Source organism: Bifidobacterium sp. MSK.13.1 (assembly GCF_019131435.1).
GTDB lineage: Bacteria > Actinomycetota > Actinomycetes > Actinomycetales > Bifidobacteriaceae > Bifidobacterium > Bifidobacterium pseudocatenulatum.
This window is the reverse complement of record NZ_JAHOMM010000001.1, coordinates 644,172-670,051: the sequence shown is the minus strand read 5'-3', so window position 1 is coordinate 670,051 and position 25,880 is coordinate 644,172. Positions and strand designations below refer to the sequence as shown.

Annotated in this window: 17 protein-coding genes and 1 tRNA gene; 13 read left to right on the top strand and 5 right to left on the bottom strand. The window is 56.5% G+C overall.

The window, feature by feature from the left end; genetic code table 11:
• Positions 1-530: 530 nt before the first annotated feature.
• Positions 531-3,425 (bottom strand): glycoside hydrolase family 3 protein, encoded by a 2,895-nt coding sequence (locus tag KSY55_RS02745; protein WP_142421187.1) that lies wholly within the window; start codon positions 3,423-3,425, stop codon positions 531-533.
• A gap of 431 nt (positions 3,426-3,856) precedes the next feature.
• Here KSY55_RS02745 and KSY55_RS02740 point away from each other — a divergent pair, with 431 nt between their 5' ends.
• From KSY55_RS02740 to KSY55_RS02710, 7 genes are all read left to right on the top strand, one after another.
• Positions 3,857-5,890 carry a serine/threonine-protein kinase gene (locus tag KSY55_RS02740; protein ID WP_134862763.1) on the top strand — a complete coding sequence of 678 codons (2,034 nt, stop codon included), beginning with the start codon at positions 3,857-3,859 and terminating at the stop codon, positions 5,888-5,890.
• 187 nt (positions 5,891-6,077) lie between these two features.
• Positions 6,078-7,061 carry a thioredoxin domain-containing protein gene (locus KSY55_RS02735; protein WP_033524151.1) on the top strand — a complete coding sequence of 328 codons (984 nt, stop codon included), beginning with the start codon at positions 6,078-6,080 and terminating at the stop codon, positions 7,059-7,061.
• Between the two features lie 153 nt (positions 7,062-7,214).
• A tRNA-Thr gene (locus tag KSY55_RS02730) sits at positions 7,215-7,288 on the top strand.
• Between the two features lie 276 nt (positions 7,289-7,564).
• Positions 7,565-9,055 (top strand): G5 domain-containing protein, encoded by a 1,491-nt coding sequence (locus tag KSY55_RS02725; RefSeq protein WP_217749485.1) that lies wholly within the window; start codon positions 7,565-7,567, stop codon positions 9,053-9,055.
• Between the two features lie 73 nt (positions 9,056-9,128).
• Positions 9,129-10,058 carry a 16S rRNA (adenine(1518)-N(6)/adenine(1519)-N(6))-dimethyltransferase RsmA gene (gene rsmA / locus KSY55_RS02720; protein ID WP_217749484.1) on the top strand — a complete coding sequence of 310 codons (930 nt, stop codon included), beginning with the start codon at positions 9,129-9,131 and terminating at the stop codon, positions 10,056-10,058.
• Positions 10,055-10,963 (top strand): 4-(cytidine 5'-diphospho)-2-C-methyl-D-erythritol kinase, encoded by a 909-nt coding sequence (locus tag KSY55_RS02715; protein WP_055062874.1) that lies wholly within the window; start codon positions 10,055-10,057, stop codon positions 10,961-10,963. Before rsmA ends, KSY55_RS02715 begins: the two co-directional genes overlap by 4 nt.
• A 43-nt stretch (positions 10,964-11,006) precedes the next feature.
• Positions 11,007-11,630 carry a LytR C-terminal domain-containing protein gene (locus tag KSY55_RS02710; RefSeq protein WP_004222719.1) on the top strand — a complete coding sequence of 208 codons (624 nt, stop codon included), beginning with the start codon at positions 11,007-11,009 and terminating at the stop codon, positions 11,628-11,630.
• 236 nt (positions 11,631-11,866) lie between these two features.
• Here KSY55_RS02710 and KSY55_RS02705 read toward each other — a convergent pair whose 3' ends face one another.
• Positions 11,867-13,288 (bottom strand): CCA tRNA nucleotidyltransferase, encoded by a 1,422-nt coding sequence (locus KSY55_RS02705; protein WP_117645653.1) that lies wholly within the window; start codon positions 13,286-13,288, stop codon positions 11,867-11,869.
• Between the two features lie 73 nt (positions 13,289-13,361).
• Here KSY55_RS02705 and KSY55_RS02700 point away from each other — a divergent pair, with 73 nt between their 5' ends.
• The 4 genes from KSY55_RS02700 to KSY55_RS02685 are packed head-to-tail and all read left to right on the top strand — an operon-like array spanning position 13,362 to position 19,928.
• A complete protein-coding gene (locus tag KSY55_RS02700) occupies positions 13,362-14,024 on the top strand; it encodes an NUDIX hydrolase (protein ID WP_065438227.1) in 663 nt (220 codons plus the stop codon).
• The gene (locus tag KSY55_RS02695) at positions 13,988-16,150 is read left to right on the top strand and encodes a DUF6049 family protein (protein ID WP_217749483.1); all 2,163 of its coding nucleotides are present in this window, start codon (positions 13,988-13,990) and stop codon (positions 16,148-16,150) included. The genes KSY55_RS02700 and KSY55_RS02695 overlap by 37 nt, the downstream gene beginning before the upstream one ends.
• On the top strand, positions 16,147-17,862 hold the full coding sequence (gene murJ / locus KSY55_RS02690; RefSeq protein ID WP_217749482.1) for a murein biosynthesis integral membrane protein MurJ: 1,716 nt from the start codon (positions 16,147-16,149) through the stop codon (positions 17,860-17,862). The genes KSY55_RS02695 and murJ overlap by 4 nt, the downstream gene beginning before the upstream one ends.
• Before the next feature lie 41 nt (positions 17,863-17,903).
• Positions 17,904-19,928, top strand: coding sequence for a hypothetical protein (locus tag KSY55_RS02685; RefSeq protein WP_254881827.1), 2,025 nt, complete (start codon positions 17,904-17,906; stop codon positions 19,926-19,928).
• Between the two features lie 771 nt (positions 19,929-20,699).
• Here KSY55_RS02685 and KSY55_RS02680 read toward each other — a convergent pair.
• Complete coding sequence (locus tag KSY55_RS02680) at positions 20,700-21,335, bottom strand: hypothetical protein (protein WP_004222733.1); 636 nt, start codon at positions 21,333-21,335, stop codon at positions 20,700-20,702.
• A gap of 560 nt (positions 21,336-21,895) precedes the next feature.
• Here KSY55_RS02680 and KSY55_RS09215 point away from each other — a divergent pair.
• The gene (locus tag KSY55_RS09215) at positions 21,896-22,018 is read left to right on the top strand and encodes a hypothetical protein (RefSeq protein WP_255298631.1); all 123 of its coding nucleotides are present in this window, start codon (positions 21,896-21,898) and stop codon (positions 22,016-22,018) included.
• Positions 22,019-22,202: 184 nt separating this feature from the next.
• Positions 22,203-23,243 (top strand): thioredoxin-disulfide reductase, encoded by a 1,041-nt coding sequence (gene trxB, locus KSY55_RS02675; RefSeq protein WP_117645624.1) that lies wholly within the window; start codon positions 22,203-22,205, stop codon positions 23,241-23,243.
• Positions 23,244-23,399: 156 nt separating this feature from the next.
• Here trxB and KSY55_RS02670 read toward each other — a convergent pair whose 3' ends face one another.
• Both KSY55_RS02670 and KSY55_RS02665 read right to left on the bottom strand, forming a co-directional pair.
• Positions 23,400-24,755: a ParB/RepB/Spo0J family partition protein gene (locus tag KSY55_RS02670; RefSeq protein WP_118270081.1), complete on the bottom strand. Its 1,356-nt coding sequence runs from the start codon at positions 24,753-24,755 to the stop codon at positions 23,400-23,402.
• Between the two features lie 2 nt (positions 24,756-24,757).
• Positions 24,758-25,702, bottom strand: coding sequence for a ParA family protein (locus KSY55_RS02665; RefSeq protein ID WP_004222741.1), 945 nt, complete (start codon positions 25,700-25,702; stop codon positions 24,758-24,760).
• Positions 25,703-25,880: the final 178 nt, after the last annotated feature.

The following is a 25,880-nucleotide window of genomic DNA, read 5'->3' as shown; positions in this document are numbered from 1 at the left end:
TCATTGACTATAAAGAAGTAGTACAAATACGCTCTTGAGTTCTCAAACCACCACCGCTCACCCGCCTCGAGGCACCCCAACCGGGGAACCACTCGCCGAGCGGCAGCGAAGAGTCAATTTACACGAACCCCGGCAATCACGCAAATCGACCCTTCCAAAGATACCCTAAAACCGTTGCAAATAAACACATCCCTCGGCGTGTCGAAAAAGGCCTCCGAACGGCCGTACAGCCAGTCTAGACCCCGAAGACAACGCCTACATGAACCAAAAACAAACTATAAACGGCGTGTCATACCCATATACATCTCATTCCCATGTGATGAATACCCAAATGCAATCGCAAATCATGATTCCAGCGGAACAGAAAGAACAGAAATACAAAAGAGACGCGAAGAAGCATGAAACCTGGCTGCACTTGCGACGGCACGCACGCTGAAATACAACAAGAGCCGCCGACTCAGGGAAGTCGACGGCTCTCGCTGTTTCAATTGTTATTCAGTTATGTTTTGACCTGTGAGAAGGAAGTGAGATCAGGCAGTGACCTCAGCCTTGGCCTTCTTGCGATCCATGTAGCGCTTGATAGCCAGAGCCTCAAGTGCGATCACCAGGATTGCGGTCACGCCCCAAGCCACGTACATGGCGGTCTTCCAGATCGGGGTGGCGACCTTCGGCTCACCGTCTGCATACTGCCAGCTGTTGGCGGCGGTGTACAGAATATTGTGGGCGGCGGTACGCATGGCCTTCACGGAGGTTGCGGACTTGTCGGTGATGTGGTTGGTGATGGAGGTGGTAGCCAGCATGGAATCGTTGCCGTTACGGATCTCCTGATCACCGTTCTGGTAGCCGTAGCCGCCGAAATAATCGGTCAGGACGAAGCCCTTGAAGCCCCACTCGTCACGGAGCACGGTGTTCAGCAGAACGTTGTTGCCACCGGCATAGGTGTTGCCGATGTAGTTGAAGGCGCTCATCACGGCCTGTGCGCCGCCTTCCTTCACGCTCATCTCGAACGGCTTGAGGTAGATCTCACGCATGGCCTGCTCGTTGGTCCAGGTGCAGAGCATCTCAGTACGCTTGGTTTCCTGATCGTTCAGCGCGAAGTGCTTCATGAAGGAGTACACGCCCTTCTCCTTGGCGCCGGCGATCTCGTTGGATGCCATGACGCCGGAGAGCAGGGAATCCTCGGAGAAGTACTCGAAAGTACGGCCGGAGAATGCGTTGCGGTGGATGTTCATAGCCGGAGCGTACCAACCAGCAACATGCATGTCGTGAGCCATATCGCCGATCATCTCGCCGAACTGCTTGGCCAGATCCTTGTTCCAAGTGCAAGCGAATGCGGTGGAAGCCGGGAAGCCGATGGAGCCAACACCAGTGAAGTTGTTGTTCAACGAGGCCGGGCCGTCAGCGTCGGTGAGCTGGATCTTGCCGACGGAGGAGACGGCCGGAGTGCCGTAGCCGCCGTTGGCAATGAGGTTGTCCATATCGTCGAAGGTCAGCTCGTCAAGCAGCTTCTCCCAATCAGCATCGTCGTAATCCTTGCCGTACATGTCGGCCAGGCGGAGGCCATTCTTGGTACCGGTGGTCGGCATCTCGTCGGAATCGTCGTTGAACTGAGACGGATCGTAGTTGGTGTTGTTGTAGAAGGTTTCCTTTGCCTTATCAGACATTTCGAAGTTGGTCGGAGCGGCGGTGGCTTCCTTGTAGTTTGCGAAATGTCCTGCACGGCTCAGGTAGGTCACATCGCCTGCAGCATCATCGAACTGGTTGGTGGCCACGGTCTGGTCGCCATTGTGGGTGTTCGAATCGGAGTCGTAGGTGATGGTGTCGTCCACGGTGATCTTCTTGGAGCCGATCACAGTGTGGGAGTCGGAGTTGATGGAGATGTTGTAATCGCCCTTTTCGAGCACGTATGCCTTGGCATTCTTGTAATCATAGGAAGCCATGTCATCGTCTTCGAATTCGACGGTCACGTCCTCGGAAGCGCCCGGCTCAAGCTTCTCGGTCTTCTCGAAGCCAACCAGGTTGGCACTGGCCTTTTCGATGCCACCTTCGGTGTACGGCGGGTTGTAGTAGACCTCAACAACATCCTTGCCAGCGGTGTCGCCGGTGTTGGTGACGGTCACATCAACGGTGACCTTGCCATCCTTGTACGTCACATCGTTGAGCTTCTGCTCGAAGGTGGTGTAGCTCAGACCGTAACCGAACGGGAATGCAACCATGGAATCGTAATCGATGGCACCTTCGGCCGCTGCGGTCTCATAGAACTTGTAGCCCACATAGATGCCTTCGGAGTAGTTCACAAAGCCCGGGATGGCGGTGACTTCGTCACCAGTGAAGCCCGTGTACTTGGCGGCCTTGTCTTCCATGTTGGTGTATTCGAACTTGCCGAAGTTGTTGTAAGACACCGACTGGGTGAGATCCTTCAGGAAGGTGTCAGAAGTCTTGCCGGACGGGTTGGTATCGCCGGCAAGCACGTCACCGAGTGCGGAGAAGCCGGTCTGGCCTGCAGGCGGGCACCACACGACGGATTTGATCTGCGGATAGTCGTTCAGGAAGTCGAACTGGAAGGTGTTGGCGCCGTTGTAGACGAGCGTGACCTTGTTGAAGTTCTTGGTGACCAGGTCGAGCATATCGCGCTCGGTCTGGCTCAGCTGCAGGAAGCTTTCGCCGTCCTTGAAGTCCTCGTAATCCTTGGAGTTGTTCTCATAGGTGATGCCTTCGGCCTTCATGTTCATCGGAAGGTCAGCGCCCTCGCCACCGACGCGGGTGAGCACTACAACAGCCTCATCGGAGAAGCTCTTGGCATCGGAGATCAGGGAATCGGAATACTGGTCGGCCGGAACCTCAGGCAGGGTCCAATCCTGTGCCCACATGCCAACAACTGGGCGATCTGCACGGTAATCGGTGTACAGCTTGGTCAGGTCGGCGTTGGTCTCGATGCCGGCTTCCTTCATGCCATCAAGCAGGGAAACGGTGTCATACTGGTCGGACATGGAGCCGGAGCCGGTGCCGCCGTATACCGGGTTGGTGGAGCCCCAACCGAACACGTTGACCTTCTTGTTAGCCAGCGGCAGGTTGGAATCATCGTTCTTCAGCATAGTGATGGCTTCCGACTGCACTTCCTTGGCCAGCTCGTTGGCCTTGGAAACAGTGGTGTCAGACAGCATGTACTTGGTGATGGTCGCGTTGTTGAGCAGCGTCGACAGCGGACCGGACAGCATCATGGAAACCGCGACGACAATGCCGACCAAAGCCACAAGCCAAGACTCGGAGTGGATGATCTTACGGGTCGCCACTTCCTTCACCGTCTTCTTGTTGACGGCAAAAGTAATGATCAGCGCGAGCACAAATAGCACGCCAATCGCAATCAGGTACGGCGTCAACGAACCGATAACGTTCATGACGTCAGCCATGTTGATTTGCAGCATGGTCTGCCTCCTCCTTGATTCTCATAACCAAACGACATGCAGGCTCCGATTTCCTCATCGAAACCAGAAATCATGCAACGCTGCCCCGCGTCACGCAATTTCCAGAAGTGAAGACACTTCCTCATGTCGATGTTTCGATTTCACCAAAATCCGCGAAAAAAGCACCCTGATTTTTCCCAGCCTGTCGTTTCGCGTGCATAATCTGCATACCACCTGCGCATGTAAAACTACCATTCGTGCACATATAATCCCGTTGCGCGCATGCATCTGGCACAATGTGCGCTCATCCGCAGATTGTTGCAACATCCTTGCCTTGATTGCGGAAATCATCGATCTTCATTGCGCTTCCAACTCCATAATCGCAATTCCTGCGATATTTTCGGCACACTACAGCGAGCTGTTCCAGCGGCAACTTACGTAAGGCAAGTACCATGGGTGCCATGAGCGACTTAAGCGCATTGAATCTGGAGGCAGGCAGCCTCGTTGGCGGATACACGTTGATTTCCCGGCTTGGATCGGGGGCGATGGGATCGGTCTGGCGCGTGCGCGATGACGGCGGACACCAGTATGCGATGAAAATTTTGCGCGATTCCCTTGCCGAGGACGATGCGTCCAGCGAACGCTCCCGCGATCAGCTGACCGCACGCGAGCGCCTGCGCAGGGAGGCGATGGCACTGCAGAAAGTGCGTCATCCCGGCGTGTGCGGCATTGTGGATATGGAATTGGATGATGCTCTGGCCTTCATTGTGACCGAGCTGATCGAGGGCAAGAATTTGCGTGAGGACGTGCGCGCCAACGGCCGGTATGTGGGCGATGATCTGGAGCGGTTGGGACGCAAGCTGATCGAGGCGGTGAAGGCTGTGCATGCGGCCGGGATTGTGCACCGCGATATCAAACCGACGAATGTGATGGTGTCGAATACCGGACCGGTATTGGTGGATTTCGGCATTGCCATGGGCGAGGGCGAAAGTCATGTGACTCGTACCGGATTGGTGATGGGCACGCCTGGATTCATCGCGCCGGAAATCATCGACGGTGCCGAATCCGATGAGATGAGCGATTGGTGGTCGGTGGCGAGCGTGCTGGCGTTTGCCGCCACTGGCGAGCCGGTGTTCGGCACGAAACCGATGATGGCGGTATTGGAGCGTGCTGCCGCGGGAAGCGCGAATTTGGCGGGATTGCCGGCTGGGACCATGGCCGCGTTCCGTTCGGCGTTGGATCCGGATCGTACGAAACGTTGCACTCCAGACGAGTTGTTGCAGGCGATTGCGTTGGATGCGTTGAATCCGCAAGCTTGGATTTCGGGGAATACTTCGGATGCCGCCGATAGTGCCGGGTCGGAGGCGATGCTCCCTTTTGATGGATCGCCCGACAATCCACGAATGCTTTGGCGGGCGTTAGACCATGTGACGGGAGAAGACGCCATCGGCACACGCACCTTGCCGCAATTCGTTGAGGCCACGCAGGCAATCGGCGCAACCGTTATTGCTGACATAACCGATACCGTTATTGCCGATGCGCCCGATGTCGGCACCTCGGTCATGGATATCAACGCGCATACCGCAACCATTCCTCTTGGCACCGGCACGCGCGTGCTGCCTGTCAATAGTGGGGATACCAGTGTGCTGCCGCAAGATACACCGCAATCCACGCGGGTGATGCCGGTCCAGGACGCTTGGAATCCCGCTCAAGAGGCCGCACAGATCGACCCGGCCATCAAACCTGCATTGCAGCGCATCGCCAACCAGCGGCCTCCTGCCGTAATACCGAACGCATCGGTTGAAATGGCGCAAAGTGCGCAGCCACAAGACATGCAAACATCTGCCGTGCCAACCGCACCGGTCACTCCGGCCGCGCCGCTCAACCCGAACGTGCCGCAGAGTGTACTGCAGCCGCCGAATCCGGCCGACGTGCAACGCGGCGAACTGCTAGGCAGAGGCGTGCCCCTCTGCGTGCTGATGGCGATTCCTGTGGCCGCATGCGGCCTGTTCTCGCCATGGATCGCCCTGATCGCGGGCGCGCTGCTGGCCTGGTTGCTCGCCACCATTGGATTCAATATGGAGGCGCAGCTGGAACGCGAAGGCCGCCGTGGGGGCAGCCGCAGGGCTTCCGACTGGTTCGCCCGCGCCGCCACGCTGCCTTGGCATGTGCTCAAGGGGCTGGGTTATGCGGTGCCACGCGCACTGATCATGGCGGTCATCGCCGCATTAGGATTGACGATTGCCACAGTCACGCTGCAACTGCCGTTTGCCATGGTTGATACGTCGATATTCGGATTCACGATTCCGCTGCCGACCTGGATTGAAGGGCCGGTTTCGCAAAGCGGCGTCGCCCAGGCCGGTTGCTGCGCCATCGGCTGGCTGGTATGCGCCCTCGCTCCGGGAGCATTGGTGCTGCGATTGGGTGCCGGCGCATTGCGCGGCCGCCCGAAATCCGGCACCACTGCCGAATCGTACGATATGTAGTGACGCCATCTCACGAAATACGCAGCGAAAATCAAAAATCGGCAAACGTTTGCAATCATCAGAAAAACATCAGATAATCGCACGTAGTATGGCAACGTGAGCTTTTACGAAATACTTCATTCAGCAATAGCGTGCCCACACTACTATGGTGCACAGCATCGTGATGTGAACATCGAAAGGAATGTGGATGGCCCAGAACAGTAAGGATGCGCAGAAGCGCGCCAGCCGCGCCGAGCGTAGGGCCGCTGAGGCCGCGGAGATGAAGGCTCGCGCCGAACAGATGGAGAAGGAGCGCAAGCAGCAGACCCTCATCGGCGCCATCGTGATGGCGGTGCTGGTGATCCTGGTGGCGATCGGCGCGTTCACCGTGTATCACAACATGCACAAGAACACCGAAACGCAGGCTTCCACCCAGACCGTGGAAGAAGCGTACGACAAGCTGCAGCAAGTCGAAAACACCCCTAAGCTCGTCGATAAGAAGGGCGGATTGCTGATTTCGAAGGATGGCTACGGCAAGTCCGTCGAAGGCGCACCGACTGTTGCGATCTACATGGATTTCCTGTGCCCGGGCTGCGGCAATCTGCATCGCCAGCTTGATGAGGATCTGCAGAAGATGGTCGACGCGGGTCAGATCAATCTTGATTTGCATTTCATGGCGTTTATGGACAAGTGGTCCACCGACGATTATTCAAGCCGCGCAGCGAATGCCGCGATCTATCTGGCCGAGCATGACAGCGATCCGAGCCATCTGATCACCTTCCTCGAAAAAATGTACGCCGAGGATTTCCAGCCTGAGGAAAGCTCGAATTACAAGTCCGTCAGCGACGATCAGATCAAGGAACAGATGATCGCCTCGGGAGTTTCCGAGGATGTGGCGGACAAGGCGTTCGGCCGCGACTACCAGGATTGGCTTGACGCCATCGACACCTATACGCCGAAGCGCTCCGAACTGTGGAACACGTCCGGAACCTACAAAGACAGCATGACCACCCCAACGGTGACCATCAACGGCAAGTTCTGGGATATGAACCAGTTGAGCACTGCGCAGGAGACCATTGAGGAAGGCCTGCTGGAGGCCATCGGAATCAAGTCCGACGACATCGGCAAGGAAGGCGTGATGCCCTCCATCGGCTCCGACAAGGATCCGATCTCCAACACCACTGGCGAGTGATCAGCCCTACGCAATCCTCATAATCGAAAAATTATACCCCCCTACTCGCCAGCGTGCCAGTCAAAGCGCAGTTCCAAGTTGACGGTATCGGGCACGCTGGTTATGCTATTCAATCGTTGCCGTTTTTATGCATTATGCTAGAAAGCGGCACAAGCCTCCTTAGCTCAGATGGCCAGAGCGGCCGCCTTGTAAGCGGCAGGTCGTCGGTTCGATCCCGACAGGAGGCTCGAAACCCGTTTTGACGGGCTTTGACCTCTTACCATGGGTAAGTGACCCAGAAGCCTTCCCCCAACTTATGGCTTCTGGCGACCGGACGAGGCTTCCCCCAACCTGCCTCGTCCGGGCAGGGGGCAGGACATCCCCTTCTCTCCTGCCCCCTTTTTTCTTTACTCCTTTTCCTCGAAAATGTGGCGGTATAGATAAAGCCAGCGGAAACCATGCCATTCGTCCCGATCTGACCGTTACAATGACGGCGATGTAGGCAGTCGCTGGAAAGAGGATGTATGACAAGAAGGTGGACCCCCCGGAGATTCGTGACGCTTCGGCGTGTTCGAGTGACGGCATGCGTGGTCTCGTTGACGCTCGCCTCGACGCTCGCATTCGGCGTAGGCGCGCGCAAAACCGTGGCTCTGACCATCGATGGCGAAACCACCACCGTAACCACATACGCGATGAGCGTCGACCGTCTGCTGCAGGAACGCGGCGTGAAGGTCAAAACGCATGATCTCGTGGAATCCACCAGCCCCACCAGCATGCTGAGCAACCATGACGTGGTGACGGTACGAAGCGCCTACCAGACCACCATCACCATCAACGGGCAGGAAGTGCCCTTCTGGACAGTGACGACCAGCGCCGAACAGCTGATCGGATTCTTCGAACAAAACGAAGCAGACGCGGCAAAAGTCACCGTCAATATCGACAACGTGTACAACAAACTCACCGGCGGACTGATCATCAACCAAAACGGGCCGGTCACCGTCATCGCAGACGGGCAAAGCTCCGAATCGCCGAATGGCAAACTGCCGGCGGCCTCCATTCTTGACTCCAAAGGCATCACGCTGAACAAGGAGGATCGCGTCAGCGTCGAAAAAGACAACGGCGAAACGATCCTGCGCGTCCGCCGCGTGACGCACGGCGAGGAAACACGCACGAAAGCGGTGCCTTTCGGCACGCAAACCATCGTCGATCCCAGCCTGCAGCCCGGCGAAGTCGTAGTCAGGCAGGAAGGCGAGGACGGCGAAATCCAGCAAACGTACGACGTCACGTATGTGGACGGCGAGAAGGAAAGCGAGACGCTGACCAACGAAACGACCACGAAAATCGCCCTCGATCAGATTATCGCAGTAGGACCGGCAGCATCTTCCGACGATTCGGGATCGGATGACGGATCCGGCAATTCCGGAGATACCGGCAATTCCGATAATTCCGGAAAGAACGACAATTCGAACAAGAACAACAATTCCGATAATTCCGACAAGAAAGACGATTCGAACAGTAATTCCGGCAATACGGATAATTCAGACGACAACAAGAAGGACGATTCCGGATCGAAAACGGACCCGGATCCGACGCCAACTCCAGACCCGACCCCCACGCCAACGCCGGACCCGACCCCCACGCCGGATCCGACGCCCACCCCGACACCGCAACCTTCCGATCCTTCGGCAGGATGCCGCCTCTATCACCCCTCCCCCGCGCAGGCACAGGCCTACGCGGCCGGAGCCGCGGCGCAATATGGCTGGACCGGGCAAAACTGGACCGATCTGGTGAAACTGTGGACGCGTGAATCGAGCTGGCTGTGGTATGCGGAAAACGCATCTTCCGGAGCCTACGGCATCCCGCAGTCGCTTCCTGGCAGCAAAATGGCGGCATTCGGCGCAAACTGGCGTGACGATGCGGCCGTGCAGATCGACTGGGGCCTGAGCTACATCGCGCAACGCTACGGCAGCCCGTCGAAGGCATGGGAGCATTCCGAGCAGGTCGGATGGTATTAAACAACGCCGATCGCAACAATACGCAAACGCAACAGCGCACACTTTTCATACCAGTTGAACGGATAATGAGGTAATGACAGAACACGCGAACGAAACCAACGCAACCGACGAAACCGCGCAAGGCCGCCTGTTGGGGGCTGCCGACATTCGGCGTATCGCGGCCGAGGCCGGTATCAGCCCGACGAAAAAATTCGGGCAGAATTTCGTAATCGACCCGGGCACGGTTCGTCGTATCGTGCGCGAGGCAGGTGTGACCGCCGACGATCATGTGCTGGAAGTCGGACCTGGACTCGGTTCACTGACATTGGCGATTTTGGAAACCGGCGCCACGATGACCGCCGTGGAGATCGACCCGCCCGTTGCGGAACGACTGCCCGGCACCATCGCCGAATTCATGCCGGATGCGGTGGATCGTTTCCGCGTGGTCAATCGCGATGCGTTGACCGTGACGCCGGAAAATCTGCCTGATTTCCAAAATGATGATTCGTTTACACTGGTCGCCAATCTGCCATACAACGTGGCCACGCCGATTCTGCTGACCTTGCTGGAACGTTTCGACAATCTCGGCACGTTCCTCGTGATGGTGCAGAAGGAAGTCGCGGACCGACTGAGCGAAAAGCCCGGTTCAAAGATCTACGGCGCTCCAAGCGTGAAGCTCGCTTGGTATGGTACCGCGGAACGTGTGGGCATTATCGGGCGCAATGTGTTCTGGCCGGCACCGAATGTGGATTCCGCGCTGGTGCTGTTCAAACGATATGAGGGCGGGCACACGCCTTCGGCCAACAATCCCGACGGTTCCGTAGTGGACCGCGAAAACGTGTTCCGTCTTATCGACGCCGCATTCGGCCAGAGGCGCAAAACCCTGCATGCCGCGTTGAAGAAGATCGTGCCCTCCGAAGCGTTCGAGCAGGCGGGCATCGATCCGACGCGCCGTGGCGAAACGCTTGCCATCGACGAATTCGTGGCATTGGCACGAGCCGTGGGCGAGGTGTCGCAAGCATGAGCGACACCAACACCGCAATCAACACGGTCAGCGTGGACTGCCCGGCGAAAACGAATCTGACCCTGCACGTAGGCAGGCCACGCAGCGAATGGGGTGGCCGACACGAGCTCGACACCATCTACTGCGCCGTCGGCGTGTACGACACCGTCACCACCAGTCGCAAAAAGCCCGGATCCGGTTTCTCCCTGAATCTTGAAGGTGCCTATCTTGGCGATCTGGCCTCCTCCGGCAGCGACATGCGACGCAACCATGCCGTGCTCGCCCTGTTCGCCATGGCCGAAGCGAGCGGCCATGAACCGGATGTGGCGTTGAACATCGAAAAACGCATTCCCGTTGGCGCGGGCATGGCAGGAGGTTCCGCGGATGCGGCCGCCACGATTCTGGCATTGAACACGCTATGGAATCTTGATTGGTCCATTGAACGGTTGCAACAGGTTGCCGCCACATTGGGCGCGGATATGCCGTTCTGCCTGACCGGAGGCTATGCGCGAGGCACCGGCTTCGGCGAGCAGATCGAACAACTCAGCGAAAACAGCGACGCCGTGCTGGAACTGACGGATCAGGGCTTTGCAGGCCGTCTGCTGGTCGGCGCGTATCAGGCGGAACTGCGCACGCCGGAAGTGTATGCCATGTTCGACCAAATCGGCGCCGGCGCAACCGACAACAATCATCTGCAACAGGCGTCGATCTCACTGCATCCACGCAGCGGACAGGCGATCGACGAAGCGTTGCAGGCAGGCGCCAAGCAGGCGTTCGTCTCCGGATCCGGCCCTTCCGTAATCGCATTCGTGCCAACCGACGATGCGGCACGCGCCGTGCAGTCGGCATGGCAACAAAGCCGTTGCGTCGACCGCATCATCGCCACCAAGGCACCGGCCCATCCGATTGTGCATATCATCGCGTAACAGTAAGGTTGAAGTCAACCGATTTTTGGAGAAGGACTCGTACATGACTCAGGCTAACGACGAGCGCGCCGCGCGCAAACAGTACATTCGCCGCCGTCAAAAGGTGGTGTTCACCATCACCGGCACCATTTTGACGATCGCATTGGTGATTTCCCTGCTGTTCTTCTTCCATGTTGGAGGATTGGGCAATGTCAAGTCGGCCGCGGTACAGCCGAATTACGGCCAGCAGGCCCCTTGCGCAGCACAGGAACAGGACGGCAGCAAAGGCAAGTACGTGGAAAACCGCAACATCACCGTGCGCGTGCTCAACGGCACTGAATTCGCCGGCTTCGCGCAAGCCGTCAGCAGCGCGTTGCAGAACCGCGAGTTCAACACCCAGGCAGCCGGCAACTACACCAGCTCCAAAGTGGAACGCACGATGATCATCTTCGGCAAGAACGCCATCAATCAGGCGTACACGGTGAACAGCAACTTCACCGACGCGACGATGGTGATGGACGATCGTGAGGATATGCTGATCGACGTTGTGGTTGGCGCGACTTTCGACAATCTGCAGAATCAGAAGAAGGTGCCGACCGCCGGCAAGGAGATCGACAGCTTCGAGGGATGCGTTACCGTCGACAAGATGACCGACGTACAGAAGGCCCCCGAACACGACGCCGTGTGATTTGCAGATTTTTTGATTTGCAGATTTTCGGATTGACCTCACGATTTCGATTTTTCACTGAAAATCAAGATCGTGAGGTCAATTCTTATATTCGTGGGTTAAATCGCGGGCGAAATCCTCCAGAGAATACCCTCGAAACCGCACTTTTCGGAACCGACTGACCTCACGATTCTATTTTTGCCCGAAAAATCGAATCGTGCGGTCATAGAATCCAAATCGTGAGGTCAGCAAGCAGACTACTCGGCCTGCTGTTCCTCATACCAACGGTTCAACTCGGCAACAGCGACATCACGCTCGACCGGGCCGTTATCGAGGCGATATTCCAGCATGTGCTTGTACGCCTTGCCAACCAGCGGTCCCGGGTCAATGCCGAGCAGCTGCATGATTTCGTCACCATTCAGATCAGGGCGGATCGCGTCAAAATCCTCCTTCTCCTTCAAATCGCGCACGCGCTGTTCCATCTCGTCCATCGCCGACGAGAACACCATGGCCTTGCGCTTGTTCTGCGTGGTCGCGTCGGCACGCGTAAGGCGGTTCAGGCGCTCATACAGCGGACCCGCATCCTTGACGTAACGGCGGACCGCGGAATCCGTCCACGGCTCCTCCACGTAGCCGTGGAAGCGCAAGTGCAGATTGACCAGCTCGCTGACGTCCTCGACCATATGATGGTCGAAATGCAATGCCTTAAGGCGCTTGCGGGTCATTTTCGCGCCGACCGCATCATGATGATGGAAGCTCACCTTGCCACCCGATTCGAAACGACGCGTCTTCGGCTTGCCGATATCGTGCATCAGCGCGGCCAAACGCAACGTCAGATCCGGTGCCGGCACAGGGCCGTCCGGGCCGGTTTCGAGGGCAACCGCACGATCAATGACGATCATGGTGTGCTCGAACACGTCCTTATGACGATGATGTTCGTCGATTTCGAGCTGCAATGCCGGAATTTCCGGGAAGACGATATCGGCAAGACCGGAATCGACCAGCGCCTCGATACCTGCGCGCGGGCGATCGGACAGCAGCATTTTGACCAGTTCGTCGCGTACGCGCTCAGCGGAAACGATTTCAATGCGATCGACCATGTCGGTCAGCGCTTCAGCGGTTTCCGGTTCGATACGGAAGCCCAGTTGCGCCACGAAACGTACGGCGCGCATCATGCGCAGCGGATCGTCGTCAAACGACTGGCGAGGATCGACCGGCGTGCGCAACACGCCCTTGGCCAAATCGTTCGCGCCGCCGAACGGATCGACGAATTCCAATTCCGGCACACGCAACGCCATGGCATTCACCGTGAAATCACGGCGGGAAAGATCGCCTTCCAGCGTGTCGCCATAATTGACTTCCGGCTTGCGCGAGTCGGGGTCATACGTGTCGGAACGGTAGGTCGTTACCTCAACCTGCACTTCCGTGCCATCCTCACGCCTGCGCATGGCGCCCAGCGTGCCGAATTTACGGCCCATATCCCAAAAGCCATCGCGCCCGAAACGGCGCAAAATGCGTTCAAACTGCTCAGGACGCGCCGATGTGCAAAAATCCAAATCATGCGATTTACGATGCAACAGCAGGTCTCGAACGGGACCTCCCACCAACGCCAATTCATAGCCTTCCGCGGCGAACATACGCCCTAATTCAATGGCCTCTGGCCACACTTCGAAGTTCACGCCATCCCTTTCCGACACCACAAGTTTCTGCCTTACCAGCATACCGTTACCCCACCTGCACACAGAATTGAGTATGGTTGGAATCATGATTACGCCCGCAGACCTTGCACGCATGCTTGCCCATGCTGCGGACGACCATGCCCAAAATCCGATGGAACCGGACAAACTGCTGTACACATCGCAGTCCGTTTCCTTGCGGCAAGAGACCATCATCACGCCCAACGCACCCACCCCAGCAATGATGCCGCAGCGGCGCGCCACGGACGGTCCGACCACGTTCGCCTCGCTCGACGCGCAGGAACTGCCGGTAGTGCGCGAATATTCGGCGGGAGGTCTCGTATTCGACGACAAGGGCCGCGTGGCGATCATCGCACGCCACTCGCGTAGCGGACATTTGGAATGGTGCCTGCCGAAAGGTCATATCGAAAAAGGCGAAACACCGCAGCAAACCGCCGTTCGCGAAGTTCACGAGGAAACAGGAATCCTAGGTGAAGTGGTCGATTCCATCGCCACCATCGACTACTGGTTCACCGGAACCAGCCAGCGCGTGCACAAGCTGGTGCATCATTTCGCATTGCGTCAGATCGGCGGCGAGTTGACGGTGGAAGGCGACCCGGATCATGAGGCGGAAGACGCGATTTGGGTGGATTTTGCTGATTTGGACGACGTTCTCAGCTACCCGAACGAACGAAAGATAGCATGGTTGTACGCAAGGAAACTCAACAGACAGGCGTGAAGGTGAATCAACCCGCACAACGGAACGTTCCGCACGGCATGCGTGCGCTTTCGGCAATCCTCGCCATGGTTATGACCATGGCGTTGATGTTGTTATACGCACCTGTGCCGAAAGCCGAAGCCGAAGAAACACAGGAATCGCAATCCGGCACCATGCTGTCGATCGACTCCTCCACCGCCGTGCTGACCGACACTTCCGGCTATCATTTGAGCGCGACGGTGACCAACACCACCGATCAGGAAACCCCTTCAGGCACGCTCACCCTTGCCATGAACGCCTTCTACACGTTCGTGTCGCGCAACGATATCCAGGAATGGTCGGAAGGCATCGGGCAGATTCCCACGCCCAATATCGTTGGGCAGAGCGAGGTTCCCGCGCTTCAACCGGGAGCTTCGGCGAACGTGCACATCGACGCGGACTCGAATCAGGAGACGCTGGCGTCCGTCAACTCCTGGGGGCCGAAACCGGTCACGCTCAGTTATGAGGCCAATGGCGTTCAACAAGACGAAGCGCATACTTTCGCAACGCGGACCGGAGCTGGAATCAATACCCCCGACACGCCCGCGATGAATATCACCATCGTGCAGCCGCTCGAAGCGCAAGGATGGACCACCGACAACACCATGCTGGAACAGCTCGTCAACAAAGGTGGCGTCACCTCCGCGGAACTCTCGAAAATCGCCGTTCCCGGCAAAGAAGACGAGGCACGACTCAAGTCGCTGGAACAGACGTTCACCAAGCATGACAAACTGCAGGTGGTGGCCGATCCAACCTATCTGAAGACGATGCCGATGCCGACGCAAGTCGACGGCATCACGCAACCGGCCCTGTTCGACATCACCGCCTATTCCGCGCTGAACGATAGCAAAACCTATGATTCGGCAGGCGTCGGCACCTCGCAATGGAACGCCGAACAGGCCTTGAAAAACTATCAATCGGCGTTGGGTGACCCGAACGCGAGTATGACCACGTATGCATGGCAGGGCACCGGCAATTGGACCGCCGACGCGCTGGCGAAAGCCAAGCAGCAGGGGTACGACACCGTCATCGCCACGCATGATTTCGAAGAGGATGATGCGGCCACCGCGGAAACCGGCAAGACCGTAGTAACCACCGACGCCGGCGACATCACCGTACTGACCGCGCAAAGCGTGCTTTCCAACCTTGCACAAGGCAAGGCGACCAGTGCCGACGCCGAAGCGGACGGCGAGGGAACAACGGCCGGGCGTCTCGCGCGATTCGTCGCGCAAAGCGCGTTCTACCAGATGGAGCAGCCGTATTCGGAACGCAATCTGCTGGTCTGCCTGAACGGCAACTCTGATCCGGCCGTCGTGGACGCACTAATGACGGACGTCGAACAATCGCCATGGCTGAACATCACCGATCTGAACACGCTCAACAATGCCGACCCCGCCTTGAGCGGCAACGATGCAGCCGCGATCGTGCCGCAATCCGACGGAATCAATGATGCGACGCAAGCCAATCTCAGGCAGACGCTCAACACACTGGCAGCCTCGACAAACGACATCAAACGATTCAACGCGTCCATCCTCACCGACGTCGCCGACGATGCCAAGCAGGCCCCCGCAGGCCTCAAAGCGTGGCGCAGGCAGCTCGTCAACGCGCACGGCATCATGGCCCTGCACGCGCTAGGCGGCGAAAATCCAGCCGGAAGCACCATGGTGGAAGGAGCCGGGCAACTGGCGTCCCTGCTCATCAACGGCGTGGCCATCACACCGACGGAAAACGTCAACGTGGTCAGCGAAACCGCGCAAATGCCCGTTACCATCAGCAACAGCCATCCCTATCCGGTCACGGTAAAAGTCTCATCATTGACCAACTCCATGCAGATCGTCACTTCGCGTTTCGACACCGTGGAAGTGCCCGCGCACAGCGAAGCCCAAGTGGCGTTCACCATCCGCGTGGCCACCTCCGGCACCGCGGACGCCACGCTCAGCCTGCAGGACAGGCAGGGCATCACATTCGGAGCGACACAAACCACCCACATCACCAGCGCATTGCAGATCAGCGACAAAACCGGCTTCATCATCATCGGCATCGCCGTGCTGCTTGGAGCTTTGGGACTGTGGCGCCAATTCCACCGTAAGAAGGATCCAGACGAATGAGTTCTTCCGTTGGCCGTAATTCACTGATCATGGCCTCCGGCACCGCGGCCTCGCGCGTGACCGGGCAAATCCGTACCATTCTGCTCGCTTGGGCTTTAGGCACCACCGGCTATGCGGCGAACGCCTACCAAGCCGGATCCATGATTCCGCAGGTGATCTACACCTTGGTTTCCGGCGGTATTTTCAACGCCGTGCTCGTGCCGCAGATCGTGCGCACGTTGAAGGCAAAAGACGCCGAAACCAAACTCAACAAGCTCATCACGCTTGCCATCACCATGCTGTTGGCGGTGACGATCCTGATGGCCCTATGCACGCCGCTGCTCACCAAGCTGTATGTGAACGGTAGCCCCGAAACCATGGCGTTGGCGACCTCATTCACCCTGTGGTGCATGCCGCAGATCTTCTTCTACGGCCTATATACGGTGGTCGGCCAGATTCTCGCGGCCAAAGACCATTTCACCGCGTATGCGTGGAGTTCCGTGGGTGCGAACATCATCAGCTGCATCGGCTTCGGCACGTTCATCGCGCTATTCGGCCGTGCCACCGAGCATCCTCTTGATTTTTGGACCGCCGACAAAATCGCCTTGACCGCAGGCACGTGGACGTTGGGCGTGGCATTCCAGGCGCTGGTACTGTTCATTCCACTGACCAAAATCGGATTGAAATACCGCCCCACCTTCGGCCTTCGTGGCATTGGATTGCGTTCCATGGGACCGGTCGCGGCTTGGAGTGTCGGCATTGTCGTAATCGACCAGCTCGCCAATATCGTAATCACGCGTACCTCCACTAACGCGCCGATGCTCGCGCAGCAGCAGTTCGGCATCAATCCGCTCGACGTGGCCGGCAATGCTTCATACCAGAACGCGTACACGATTTACATGTTGCCGTATTCGCTGATTGCCGTTTCGCTGGCAACCGCGATTTTCCCGAAAATATCCCGTGCGGTCGCCGATCATAATATCGCCGAAGCGCGCATCGATCTCAGCCAGGCGCTGCGCAATATGGGTGTGATCATGTGCTATTTCGCGGTCGCTTTCGTGGTGATGCCCGTTCCGATCATTCTCGCGTTGCTGCCGTCTGTGAGCGTCAGAGAGGCGATTCTTATGGCGGGACCGTTGGTCACGCTTGGCGTGGGACTTCCGTTCGCCAGCGCGTATCTGATTATCCAGCGCACGTTCTATGCATTCGAAGACGGCAAATCGCCGTTCATTTTCATGCTGTTCGCCATGGGCATTCAAGCGGTAAGCGTGATCATCGGCGCGAAACTACTCCCCCCTACCGAATGGACGACAATGATCGGCATGGTGGGAGCCATGAGCTACATACTGCCGATCCCCATCCTGTATGCCATGCTGCGCAAGCGATTCGAAAACAATATCGACGGTCCGCGCATAGCCATCTCGTATCTGAAATCGATTGGCGCGGCAGTAGCTACCATGTTCATCGGCGTGACGGTACGTGACAGCGTCTACCAGCTTGTCGACGCCCAAATCGGAGCGGTGGACGGTCATATGAACTGGATTCAGGCAGTGGCGTGTGCCGCACTGCTGGCCATAGTGACCTTCATCGTTTACGTAGGCATGTTGCGGCTGCTACGTTCCGAGGAATTCAAGGAGGCGATCGCACTGATTTCCTCACGTATTCCCGGACTTCGCAAGCCGACCAGCCCCAACGATAGACTGGAACAGGGCGACGCCGAAAACGGCAAGTGACCATAGGCAGAACAAACGTTTACAAAAAGTTGAAGGAACCCATGAAACCTCAGCTGGGAGATACCATCAGCAATCGCTACGTGCTCGTTTCGCCATTGCGCGAAGAAACCGGACTGCAGGTCTGGAAGGCCAGCGACCATGTGCTCGCACGGGATTGCCAGCTGTTTATTGTCAGCAGCAGCAAGGCATTGCAGGAAGTCAACGCAACCGCTTCCATGCTGGCTATTTCGCATGATTCCCACTTCACGAAAGTGCTGCAGCTCCAGCATGCCGGCCAGGTCGCGCTGGTGGTGACGCAGCTTGACGAAGGCATGACCCTCAGTGAATATCTTGCGCTGAACGCCAACCAGCCGTTGAGCCATACAGCCATGCGCTCCATCATTGGCGAAGTCATCGAATCATTGCATGCGCTGCAAAAAGACAATCTCACGCATTTCTCCATCAGCACCGACACGGTGCGACTGACCCGTTCCGGCATTCAGATCGCAGATGCTCCAGTGAGCGTCATGCTTGCCGACACTTCCCGCGCGCAGGCTTTGGAAAATCGGGAACAGCTTGCGATCCGTCAAATCTCAGCGCTGTTGTACGCTATGCTGATCCGACGCCCGTCCACGCTGTCGACGGATTTCCGTCTTGAAGCGCTCGCGCCGACCACGCCGATGGAATTCCGCGTGATCTGCAAGCGCGGTCTCGAACTTGAAGAGGACGACGGCTTCCCCACCGTTCCGATGGCGACCATTGCGGAATTGGAAGCGTTGCTTGGCGAGTACCAACCGCTGTCATCGTTGGGAAGCATGGATATCACGTTGCCTTCCATGGATTCGGAATGCTCAATCGCCAATGTTCCGTTACTGCAGATTCTTGAGAAGGATGTGCTCCCGCTGCCGGATACGCTGGCAGCGGCTGGAAGCATTCCGGAAATGACGTTCACGGCTCCCGAACCGCATAACGATTTTTCCGATGGCAAGGAGGCTTTGGCGAAAGGCGTCGCGGCCACCAGTGGAGCGGTGAAATCGTTGTGGAGCAGCGGCCGTGAACTGCTGAGCGAAGAAGACATCGATGGCGTGACCGACACCAGCGATTCTCCCTTCTCCTTCCCCATCAGGGTTTCCGTACCGGACGATGGCATGTCATCCGACGATTCCCAGTTGGAAAAAACCGGTCGCATTCCAGTGATCGGCGCGGATGGTCAGGTCATTCAGCCCGGCGAGGAGTCCGCCCGTGCGTTGAAAGCAGAGCAGGAGGCGATCGATGCCGCGTATGCCGCCGGTCGAGCCGCGGTTCCGCCGAGCTTCACGCCGAAGAATCCTTCTTCCGCTTCGGCGAATACTGACGTTGCCGACGCGAAACTGTTTGGCAAGCTGAAAACGAAGGTCGTTGCGATTATCGTGGCGGTCATCGTTGTTGCGGTTGCGCTTGGGTTTGCAGTTCATGGTTTGATGCAGCCTTCAGATTCGGTTACGACTGATTCAAAAGGACCATGGCCGGAAATAAATCTTGACGAAGTGCCGTTCGGCGAGGGAGATCAGTCGGATGCGAATTCCGCGGATTCTTCCAATTCCGATACGTCCGGCAATACCGATTCGTCCAATTCCAAGGATTCTTCCGATGCTTCCGCCAATACGCCGGCATCCGGCGAGTCTACGGCGTCCAAGCAACCCAAGAAAACCGAGGACAAGGTCGTGACCGCCGATAAGCAGTCGAAGAAAGTGCCGGATCCGAAGCAGCCGGAAAACACGACCGCATACGAAATCGACAATCGTCAGTTCCTGTCGAATCCTGACGGACAGCAGGGCTACGGATATTACGTGCATCTGAGCCAGCCGCAGAAGGCGTATCGCATGGTCATCAAAATTCGTTCTTCCGGTGGTCAGGGATATATTCGCGTGAATGCGACAAACAGCCCGTCCCAAGGCGAACAGGTGGCGCAGTTCGAGTTTGACGATTCCGGCACGACCGACATCAAGTTCGACAAGGCCGTGGAAACGCAGGACATCATGCTGTGGGTCCCACTTGATAGCCTGCCGGGCAACCAGCTGTACATCGAAAGCATTCAAGTGTTCTGATCGTCAGCACATCGCAATATCCGATTACTTCTGAAGATTGCGATACGAAAAGAGCCTGCCATGCGTCACCTCACGTATGGCAGGCTCTTTTCGTATTTATTTTTGGAATATGGTCGTAGTCGAAAAGCGATGGAACTTGGCTCAAGAATCGACAACCAACTTTTCGCCATTTTTATCACTCTGATGTCAGATTCGGGAGCGTGCTCGCGGATGATTTTATGCTGCGCGACGGCCACCCCCGTCTCTACAGTTCCGAAATGCCGCTTGAACTCTTCTTTTCGTCATATCTCAGCACATATGTCGAGCGAGACGTGGCCGGTTATCTCAATGTGCGAAACGTGACCGCTTTCCACAAATTCCTGCGTCTTTGCGCTCTGAGCGGCGCTTTGTGGCGGCTCGCGTGGAATCAAGTTTTCAAGCCAAAGACGAGCAGGTATATTCCGCCGCAGACTGGCTGACGCGCTGAAACGTCTACCCCAGCATTAGTCTGACCCATGATCTGGTTTGGCTGGCCTCATGATTGTGATCTGACGACCTCACGATCTGCGATTTTCACACGATTTTGATTGGCTGACCTCATGATTTCAATCGGGGACACTCTTTTCCAGATCGTGAGGTCGCCAAAACAAAATCATGAGGCCAGATAGAAGAAATCGTGCGGTCAACTGACAAATCATGCGGTCGCTCACATAATCCCGTCCGCACAACCCGCACCTAAAACCGATTACCAGAGTCACACGGACGGAATCGCAGCTACCGCCAGCACACCCCTTACTCCGGCCAGGATTCGAAGAGGGTGAGGAGCGTTTCAACGTTGGTGTCGCTCCAGCTGTCGATTCTGGGACCAGCATACGTACTGTTGTATGGCTGATCGAACACGACCACATGCTGCCCTGCCTCACGCAAGGTTTCGATATTCGCCGGCGAATCGTCAATATGAATCGTGGCCTGCATACTGTCTTTCAGCCCAGTAAAGCACAGACTCATGTACGGAATGCGGTTGCTGTCCAGCCATTGCGCGGTGTCGGAAACGACCATCTGATGCTGGCCGGACACGAACAGCCGGTGCGTGACAATGCGAATGTACACATGCTCATTCGCCAATCGCTGCAATGCCTGCGCGACCCCCGGAAGCGGCTTCATCGTCGCATACAGATGCTCACGCTCCGCGGCTTTGTGCGTTTCGATGTAATCGTCGAGCGTCTCGAACGGCCATCCGTCCTCGCGCGTGAGATTGTAATGCGCGGTCTGCAGCGCACGTTCCGGCACGTCAATGCCCTGCCGCTGCAGGTAATCGCGGATCGCGCCCTTGTAATCCGCGCAAACGCCGTCCAAATCGAGATTGAGCACGCGATATCCCTGCACGCCCACGCGCTGGCTCTCATATTGTTCAGGAATAGTCGCCATATCACGTTCCTTTCTTACGCCCGACACCAATCAGCCTGTCGAACAGCCACACCAATCAGCCCGATATCAATCAATGTAACCTGACATTCGCCGGCAACAAGCGCAAATACTCCCGCAAATAAGGAAGATGGAAAATGGATAGAACAATGCCGACCTTGCGAAAAGTCTTACGGGAGAACGATTTTGAGACTTTCATAGAAAAGATAGAAAATCTGAAGATCGCGCCGTTTCTTTTGCGACGGCAATACTGCCCTGCAATCGACGATTGATGTTCATCACAGCATCGTTACGTTTATTTCAAGATTAGCCGATGAAAATACAAAAGAATCGACGATCGTTGCATGACATCGACGGTTGAGCCTGCCTATGATGAAGGCACAACAGAACAAAGAGACACGATGCGGCAGGAACCGGAGAGAAAACCGGAGCCGCACCCCACACGCGGGGAAACGGCAACGCCACCCGCGCTGAACGTAACCAAAAAGCAACAGACTTACGGCAGCGGCCAGAGGAAAGAACAGAAAACAAGAACGCCGCCAAGCCGAACGAAAGGAAACATCATGAAGAACAACACTTTCAACCAGATCATCAACGCCAACCTCGCTTCCGTCGATCCGGGCTTCGGCCAGTTCGCACTCGCCAAGGCCAGCGCCGATCTGTTCAAGAAGGTCATCAACAAGTGATCCAAGGCCCGCGCAGGCAGGCGTCACATTAACACGACCGAAGGGCTTGCGCTCCATGTGGAGCGCAAGCCCTTTCTCATGTTCCGATCAAGCGACGCCAAGAATCCAGCCACCCCAGCAACTGCACACACAGCACCGCACGCAACCACGCACAACAGCTTGTGTTTCACGTGAAACTCTGTAGATGATCCGGCTTGGAAAGCACTTGATAATACGCCATAAGAAAAAGGAATGCGTGAAATCGTGCAGTGCGCGGCTGGTTGCTTTGGTGGTTCGCTACAGTGGGAATATGAGTGATTTGCGAGATGTGATTATTGTCGGATCCGGCCCTGCCGGATATACCGCGGCCATATACTTGGGCCGGGCTGGATTCAAACCACTGGTCATCGCGGGTGCGCTGACCCCAGGCGGGCAGCTCGTCAACACCACTGAAGTGGAGAATTTTCCGGGTTTCCCCGACGGCGTTATGGGACCGGAACTCATGGATAATATGCAACGCCAGGCTGAGAAGTTCGGCGCGGAAATCGTTTGGGATGATGTTGTTTCCGTGAGCAACAATGACGTCACCGGCGTGAAAACCGTGAGCGTCGATCAGGGAGACGTTTTTGAAACCCATGCTTTGATCATCGCAACCGGATCGGAATATCGCAAACTCGACATCCCCGGAGAGGCGGAATATTCCGGCAAGGGAGTGTCATATTGCGCGACCTGCGACGGCTTCTTCTTCCGAGATAAGCCGATTATTGTGGTCGGCGGCGGCGATAGCGCATTCACCGAGGCTGATTTTCTTTCACGATTTGGATCGTCGGTGACGTTGATTCATCGTCGTTCTGAATTCCGCGCATCGCAGATTCTCGTGGAACGCGCTCAGCAGAATCCGAAGATCACCATCGTCACGGATTCCGTGGTGGAGGAAATCTTGGGTGACGACAATGGAGCCCAATCCGTGAACATTCGCAACGTCATCACCGGAGAGACCAGCACGATTGCCGCAAACGGCATTTTTGTGGCGATCGGCCACTCCCCCGCCACAGCTTTTATTGACGGCATTGTGCAGCGAGATGCGGGTGGATATATTCAGGTGGACGGCGCCAGCACACGCACCAGCACTGCCGGCATTTTTGCAGCCGGCGACTGTGTTGATAGTATTTACCGTCAAGCGATCAGTGCCGCCGGCATGGGCTGCCGGGCCGCCCTCGATGCCCAAGCCTACCTCCAGCAGTAACACTTCCCATCACGGTCATACCCTACAAAAACTTGAAAAACGAGCGGAAGGGGCGGCATATTCTGTTCATGACTGTAAGCTTGGCCAAACGGCCTTGAGTGTGTCGTGAACAGAATATGCCGCCCCTTCCGCGGACACCAAAAAACTTAAGAAATACTATTTTTCGGCAGTGGGTATGAGCAGGTCGACAATGCGCTTCATGTCGTCTTCGGATTTGAACACGATTTCGATGCGTCCATGCTCCTTGGATCCCTTGATCGACACCTTCGTGCCGAACCTCTTTTCAAGACCGACCTGCATCGGCGTTCCGGCCCAAGGGTTCAGCTTATTGGTTTTCGCTTTCTTCGGCTGGTCCGATTCAGCGACCTTCATCGACACGATTTCCTCGGTGCTGCGTACCGACAACCCTTCGGAAATAATGCGCGTCGCAAGCTGTTCCATGTCAGCTTCCGTCGGTAATCCGAGCAATGCGCGCGCATGACCGGCCGACAGCAAGCCGGAAGCAACCTTCTTTTGTACGGTCGCAGGCAGATTCAGCAGTCGCAGAGTATTGGCGATTTGCGGACGCGACTTCGACACCGACTTTGACAATTGCGCCTGCGTCAAGCCAAAATCGTCGATCATCTGCTGATAGGCGGCCGCCTCTTCCAATGGATTCAACGCAACGCGATGCAGGTTTTCCAGCAAAGCGTCACGCAACATATCGTCGTCGGCAGTGGTTTTGACAATCGCAGGAATCGTTTTCAAACCTGCGATCTGCGATGCGCGCCAACGACGTTCACCCATAATGAGCTCGTACATGCTATCCATGCGCCCGTCGAACATATTGTGCGACTCGGCATCTTTAGCGGCGTTCTCCTTGCGAGCAGCCTCAATCTGCGCGAGTGGACGCTTCCGTACGACAATAGGCTGCAGCACGCCGACTTCTTTGATGGAATCGGCAAGCTCACGAAGATCATCCTCATCGAAAATGGTACGCGGCTGATGCAGGTTCGGTCCAACATCACTCAGTCGCAATTCAACGAGATAACCGCCCTGCACCGGCAACAGTTCAGGTTCGTCATTCTTCTTATCTTCGGTCTTTTTTACCGCAGCGGTTTCACGTGAAACACTTTCCTGCTTCACTTCGGAAGTGGCAACAGGACTGGTGGAACCGAAGAACATGTCGGCAGGATGAGCAGTCTCATTCAACGTGATGGAAGGCATACTGGCTCGATGGCCACTCCCCTTCTTGGTTTCACGTGAAACGTTCTTCTTCATGTCATGGACGGCATCGACGGAAGCCTTGGCGGTTGCCACGGAACTCTTGACCGCGGTCTTCCCCGCGGATTGCCCGGCAACAGTCGCACCACCGGCTACGTTTTCTGAAACCTTTCCAGCGATCTTGTTATCAGCCTTTGCACCCGCAACAGCCACAGCCGGTTCAGTAGCGGCTTCCGATTTCGCCGACTCTCCTGGAAGAGACGGAAACAGTGCGCCGAGACCCTTGCCTAAACGTGATTTCGTAGCCATGATCAGTTCTCATTCCTTCTTGCATCGATAGCCTTCAGCACCGTCTGCGAGCGACGTGCGATTTCCAATGCGGCCTCACAATAGGCAATCGCTCCCATTCCCTTGGGATCGTAGGCGATCACGCTTTGATTGAAGCTTGGAGCTTCCGATATTTTCACCGTTCGGGGAATCGTGGTATTCAGTACGATAGTCGGATAATGATTTTTGACTTCGTCATGCACTTCACGGCTGAGTAACGTCCTCTTATCGAACATGGTGATCAGCATGGTGGAAACCAGCAGCGACGGATTGAAATGCTCCTGCACCAGTCCGATGGTATTGATGAGCTGGCCGAGACCTTCCAGCGCATAGTACTCAGCCTGGATCGGAATCAGCATCTCATGCACCGCACACATGGCATTAATTACCAGCAGGCCGAGGCTTGGCGGGCAATCGATAATCACGTAGTCGTAGTGCTCCTCGCTGGTTTCCAGAAACTCGTCAACCGCGGTCTTCAGAAGCACATTACGATTTTCCATGTCGGCGACTTCCAGCTCGGCACCGCTCAAATCGATCGAAGCTGGAACCACATCGAGCAGATCAAAATCAGGGCATGTGCGCTTGACTTCGGCGATGGTCTTCCTGCCTTCGATCACGTCGTACACCGAAGGCTCCCCCGACGCATGCGGAGCGCCCAACGCGGTCGACGCATTGCCCTGCGGATCCATATCGATCAGCAGCACCTTGGAACCGAACTGAGCCAACGCAGCGGAAAGATTCACGGCCGACGTGGTTTTGCCAACGCCACCCTTCTGGTTGGCGACCGCGATCAGGCGCGTCTGCTCCGGCTTTGGGCAAACGGCCTTCTGCAAGGCGCGATAGCGAGTCGATTCGTCGGCAATCTGCGAACCAAGAGGGGAATCCGATCCTCCGAAAATTCGTTTGATGGTTTCCGTTGCCGATTCCATCGATGTCAGGTTATCTGGTCCTTCAGGTCCAGTCATACACTAGCCTTCCTTACGATATGCTTAACATTCAAGTTTCATCATTCGGGTGGACAGAATCAGCTCATCTCACCCACTGTGCACAAATGTGAATAGCTGTGGATAGTCGGTGGATAACTTACGTTGTTCGCAAAAAGTTATC

Excerpts from the sequence above, each read along its gene's own strand:
- KSY55_RS02685 (WP_254881827.1), top strand. The coding sequence starts at position 17,904 with ATGAAACCTCAGCTGGGAGATACCATCAGCAATCGCTACGTGCTCGTT.
- KSY55_RS02725 (WP_217749485.1), top strand. The coding sequence starts at position 7,565 with ATGACAAGAAGGTGGACCCCCCGGAGATTCGTGACGCTTCGGCGTGTT.
- KSY55_RS02715 (WP_055062874.1), top strand. The coding sequence starts at position 10,055 with ATGAGCGACACCAACACCGCAATCAACACGGTCAGCGTGGACTGCCCG.
- KSY55_RS02670 (WP_118270081.1), bottom strand. The coding sequence starts at position 24,755 with ATGGCTACGAAATCACGTTTAGGCAAGGGTCTCGGCGCACTGTTTCCG.
- trxB (WP_117645624.1), top strand. The coding sequence starts at position 22,203 with ATGATCCGGCTTGGAAAGCACTTGATAATACGCCATAAGAAAAAGGAA.
- rsmA (WP_217749484.1), top strand. The coding sequence starts at position 9,129 with ATGACAGAACACGCGAACGAAACCAACGCAACCGACGAAACCGCGCAA.
- KSY55_RS02695 (WP_217749483.1), top strand. The coding sequence starts at position 13,988 with ATGGTTGTACGCAAGGAAACTCAACAGACAGGCGTGAAGGTGAATCAA.
- KSY55_RS02700 (WP_065438227.1), top strand. The coding sequence starts at position 13,362 with ATGGTTGGAATCATGATTACGCCCGCAGACCTTGCACGCATGCTTGCC.
- KSY55_RS02735 (WP_033524151.1), top strand. The coding sequence starts at position 6,078 with ATGGCCCAGAACAGTAAGGATGCGCAGAAGCGCGCCAGCCGCGCCGAG.
- KSY55_RS02665 (WP_004222741.1), bottom strand. The coding sequence starts at position 25,702 with ATGGAATCGGCAACGGAAACCATCAAACGAATTTTCGGAGGATCGGAT.
- KSY55_RS09215 (WP_255298631.1), top strand. The coding sequence starts at position 21,896 with ATGAAGAACAACACTTTCAACCAGATCATCAACGCCAACCTCGCTTCC.
- murJ (WP_217749482.1), top strand. The coding sequence starts at position 16,147 with ATGAGTTCTTCCGTTGGCCGTAATTCACTGATCATGGCCTCCGGCACC.
- KSY55_RS02680 (WP_004222733.1), bottom strand. The coding sequence starts at position 21,335 with ATGGCGACTATTCCTGAACAATATGAGAGCCAGCGCGTGGGCGTGCAG.
- KSY55_RS02710 (WP_004222719.1), top strand. The coding sequence starts at position 11,007 with ATGACTCAGGCTAACGACGAGCGCGCCGCGCGCAAACAGTACATTCGC.
- KSY55_RS02740 (WP_134862763.1), top strand. The coding sequence starts at position 3,857 with ATGGGTGCCATGAGCGACTTAAGCGCATTGAATCTGGAGGCAGGCAGC.
- KSY55_RS02745 (WP_142421187.1), bottom strand. The coding sequence starts at position 3,425 with ATGCTGCAAATCAACATGGCTGACGTCATGAACGTTATCGGTTCGTTG.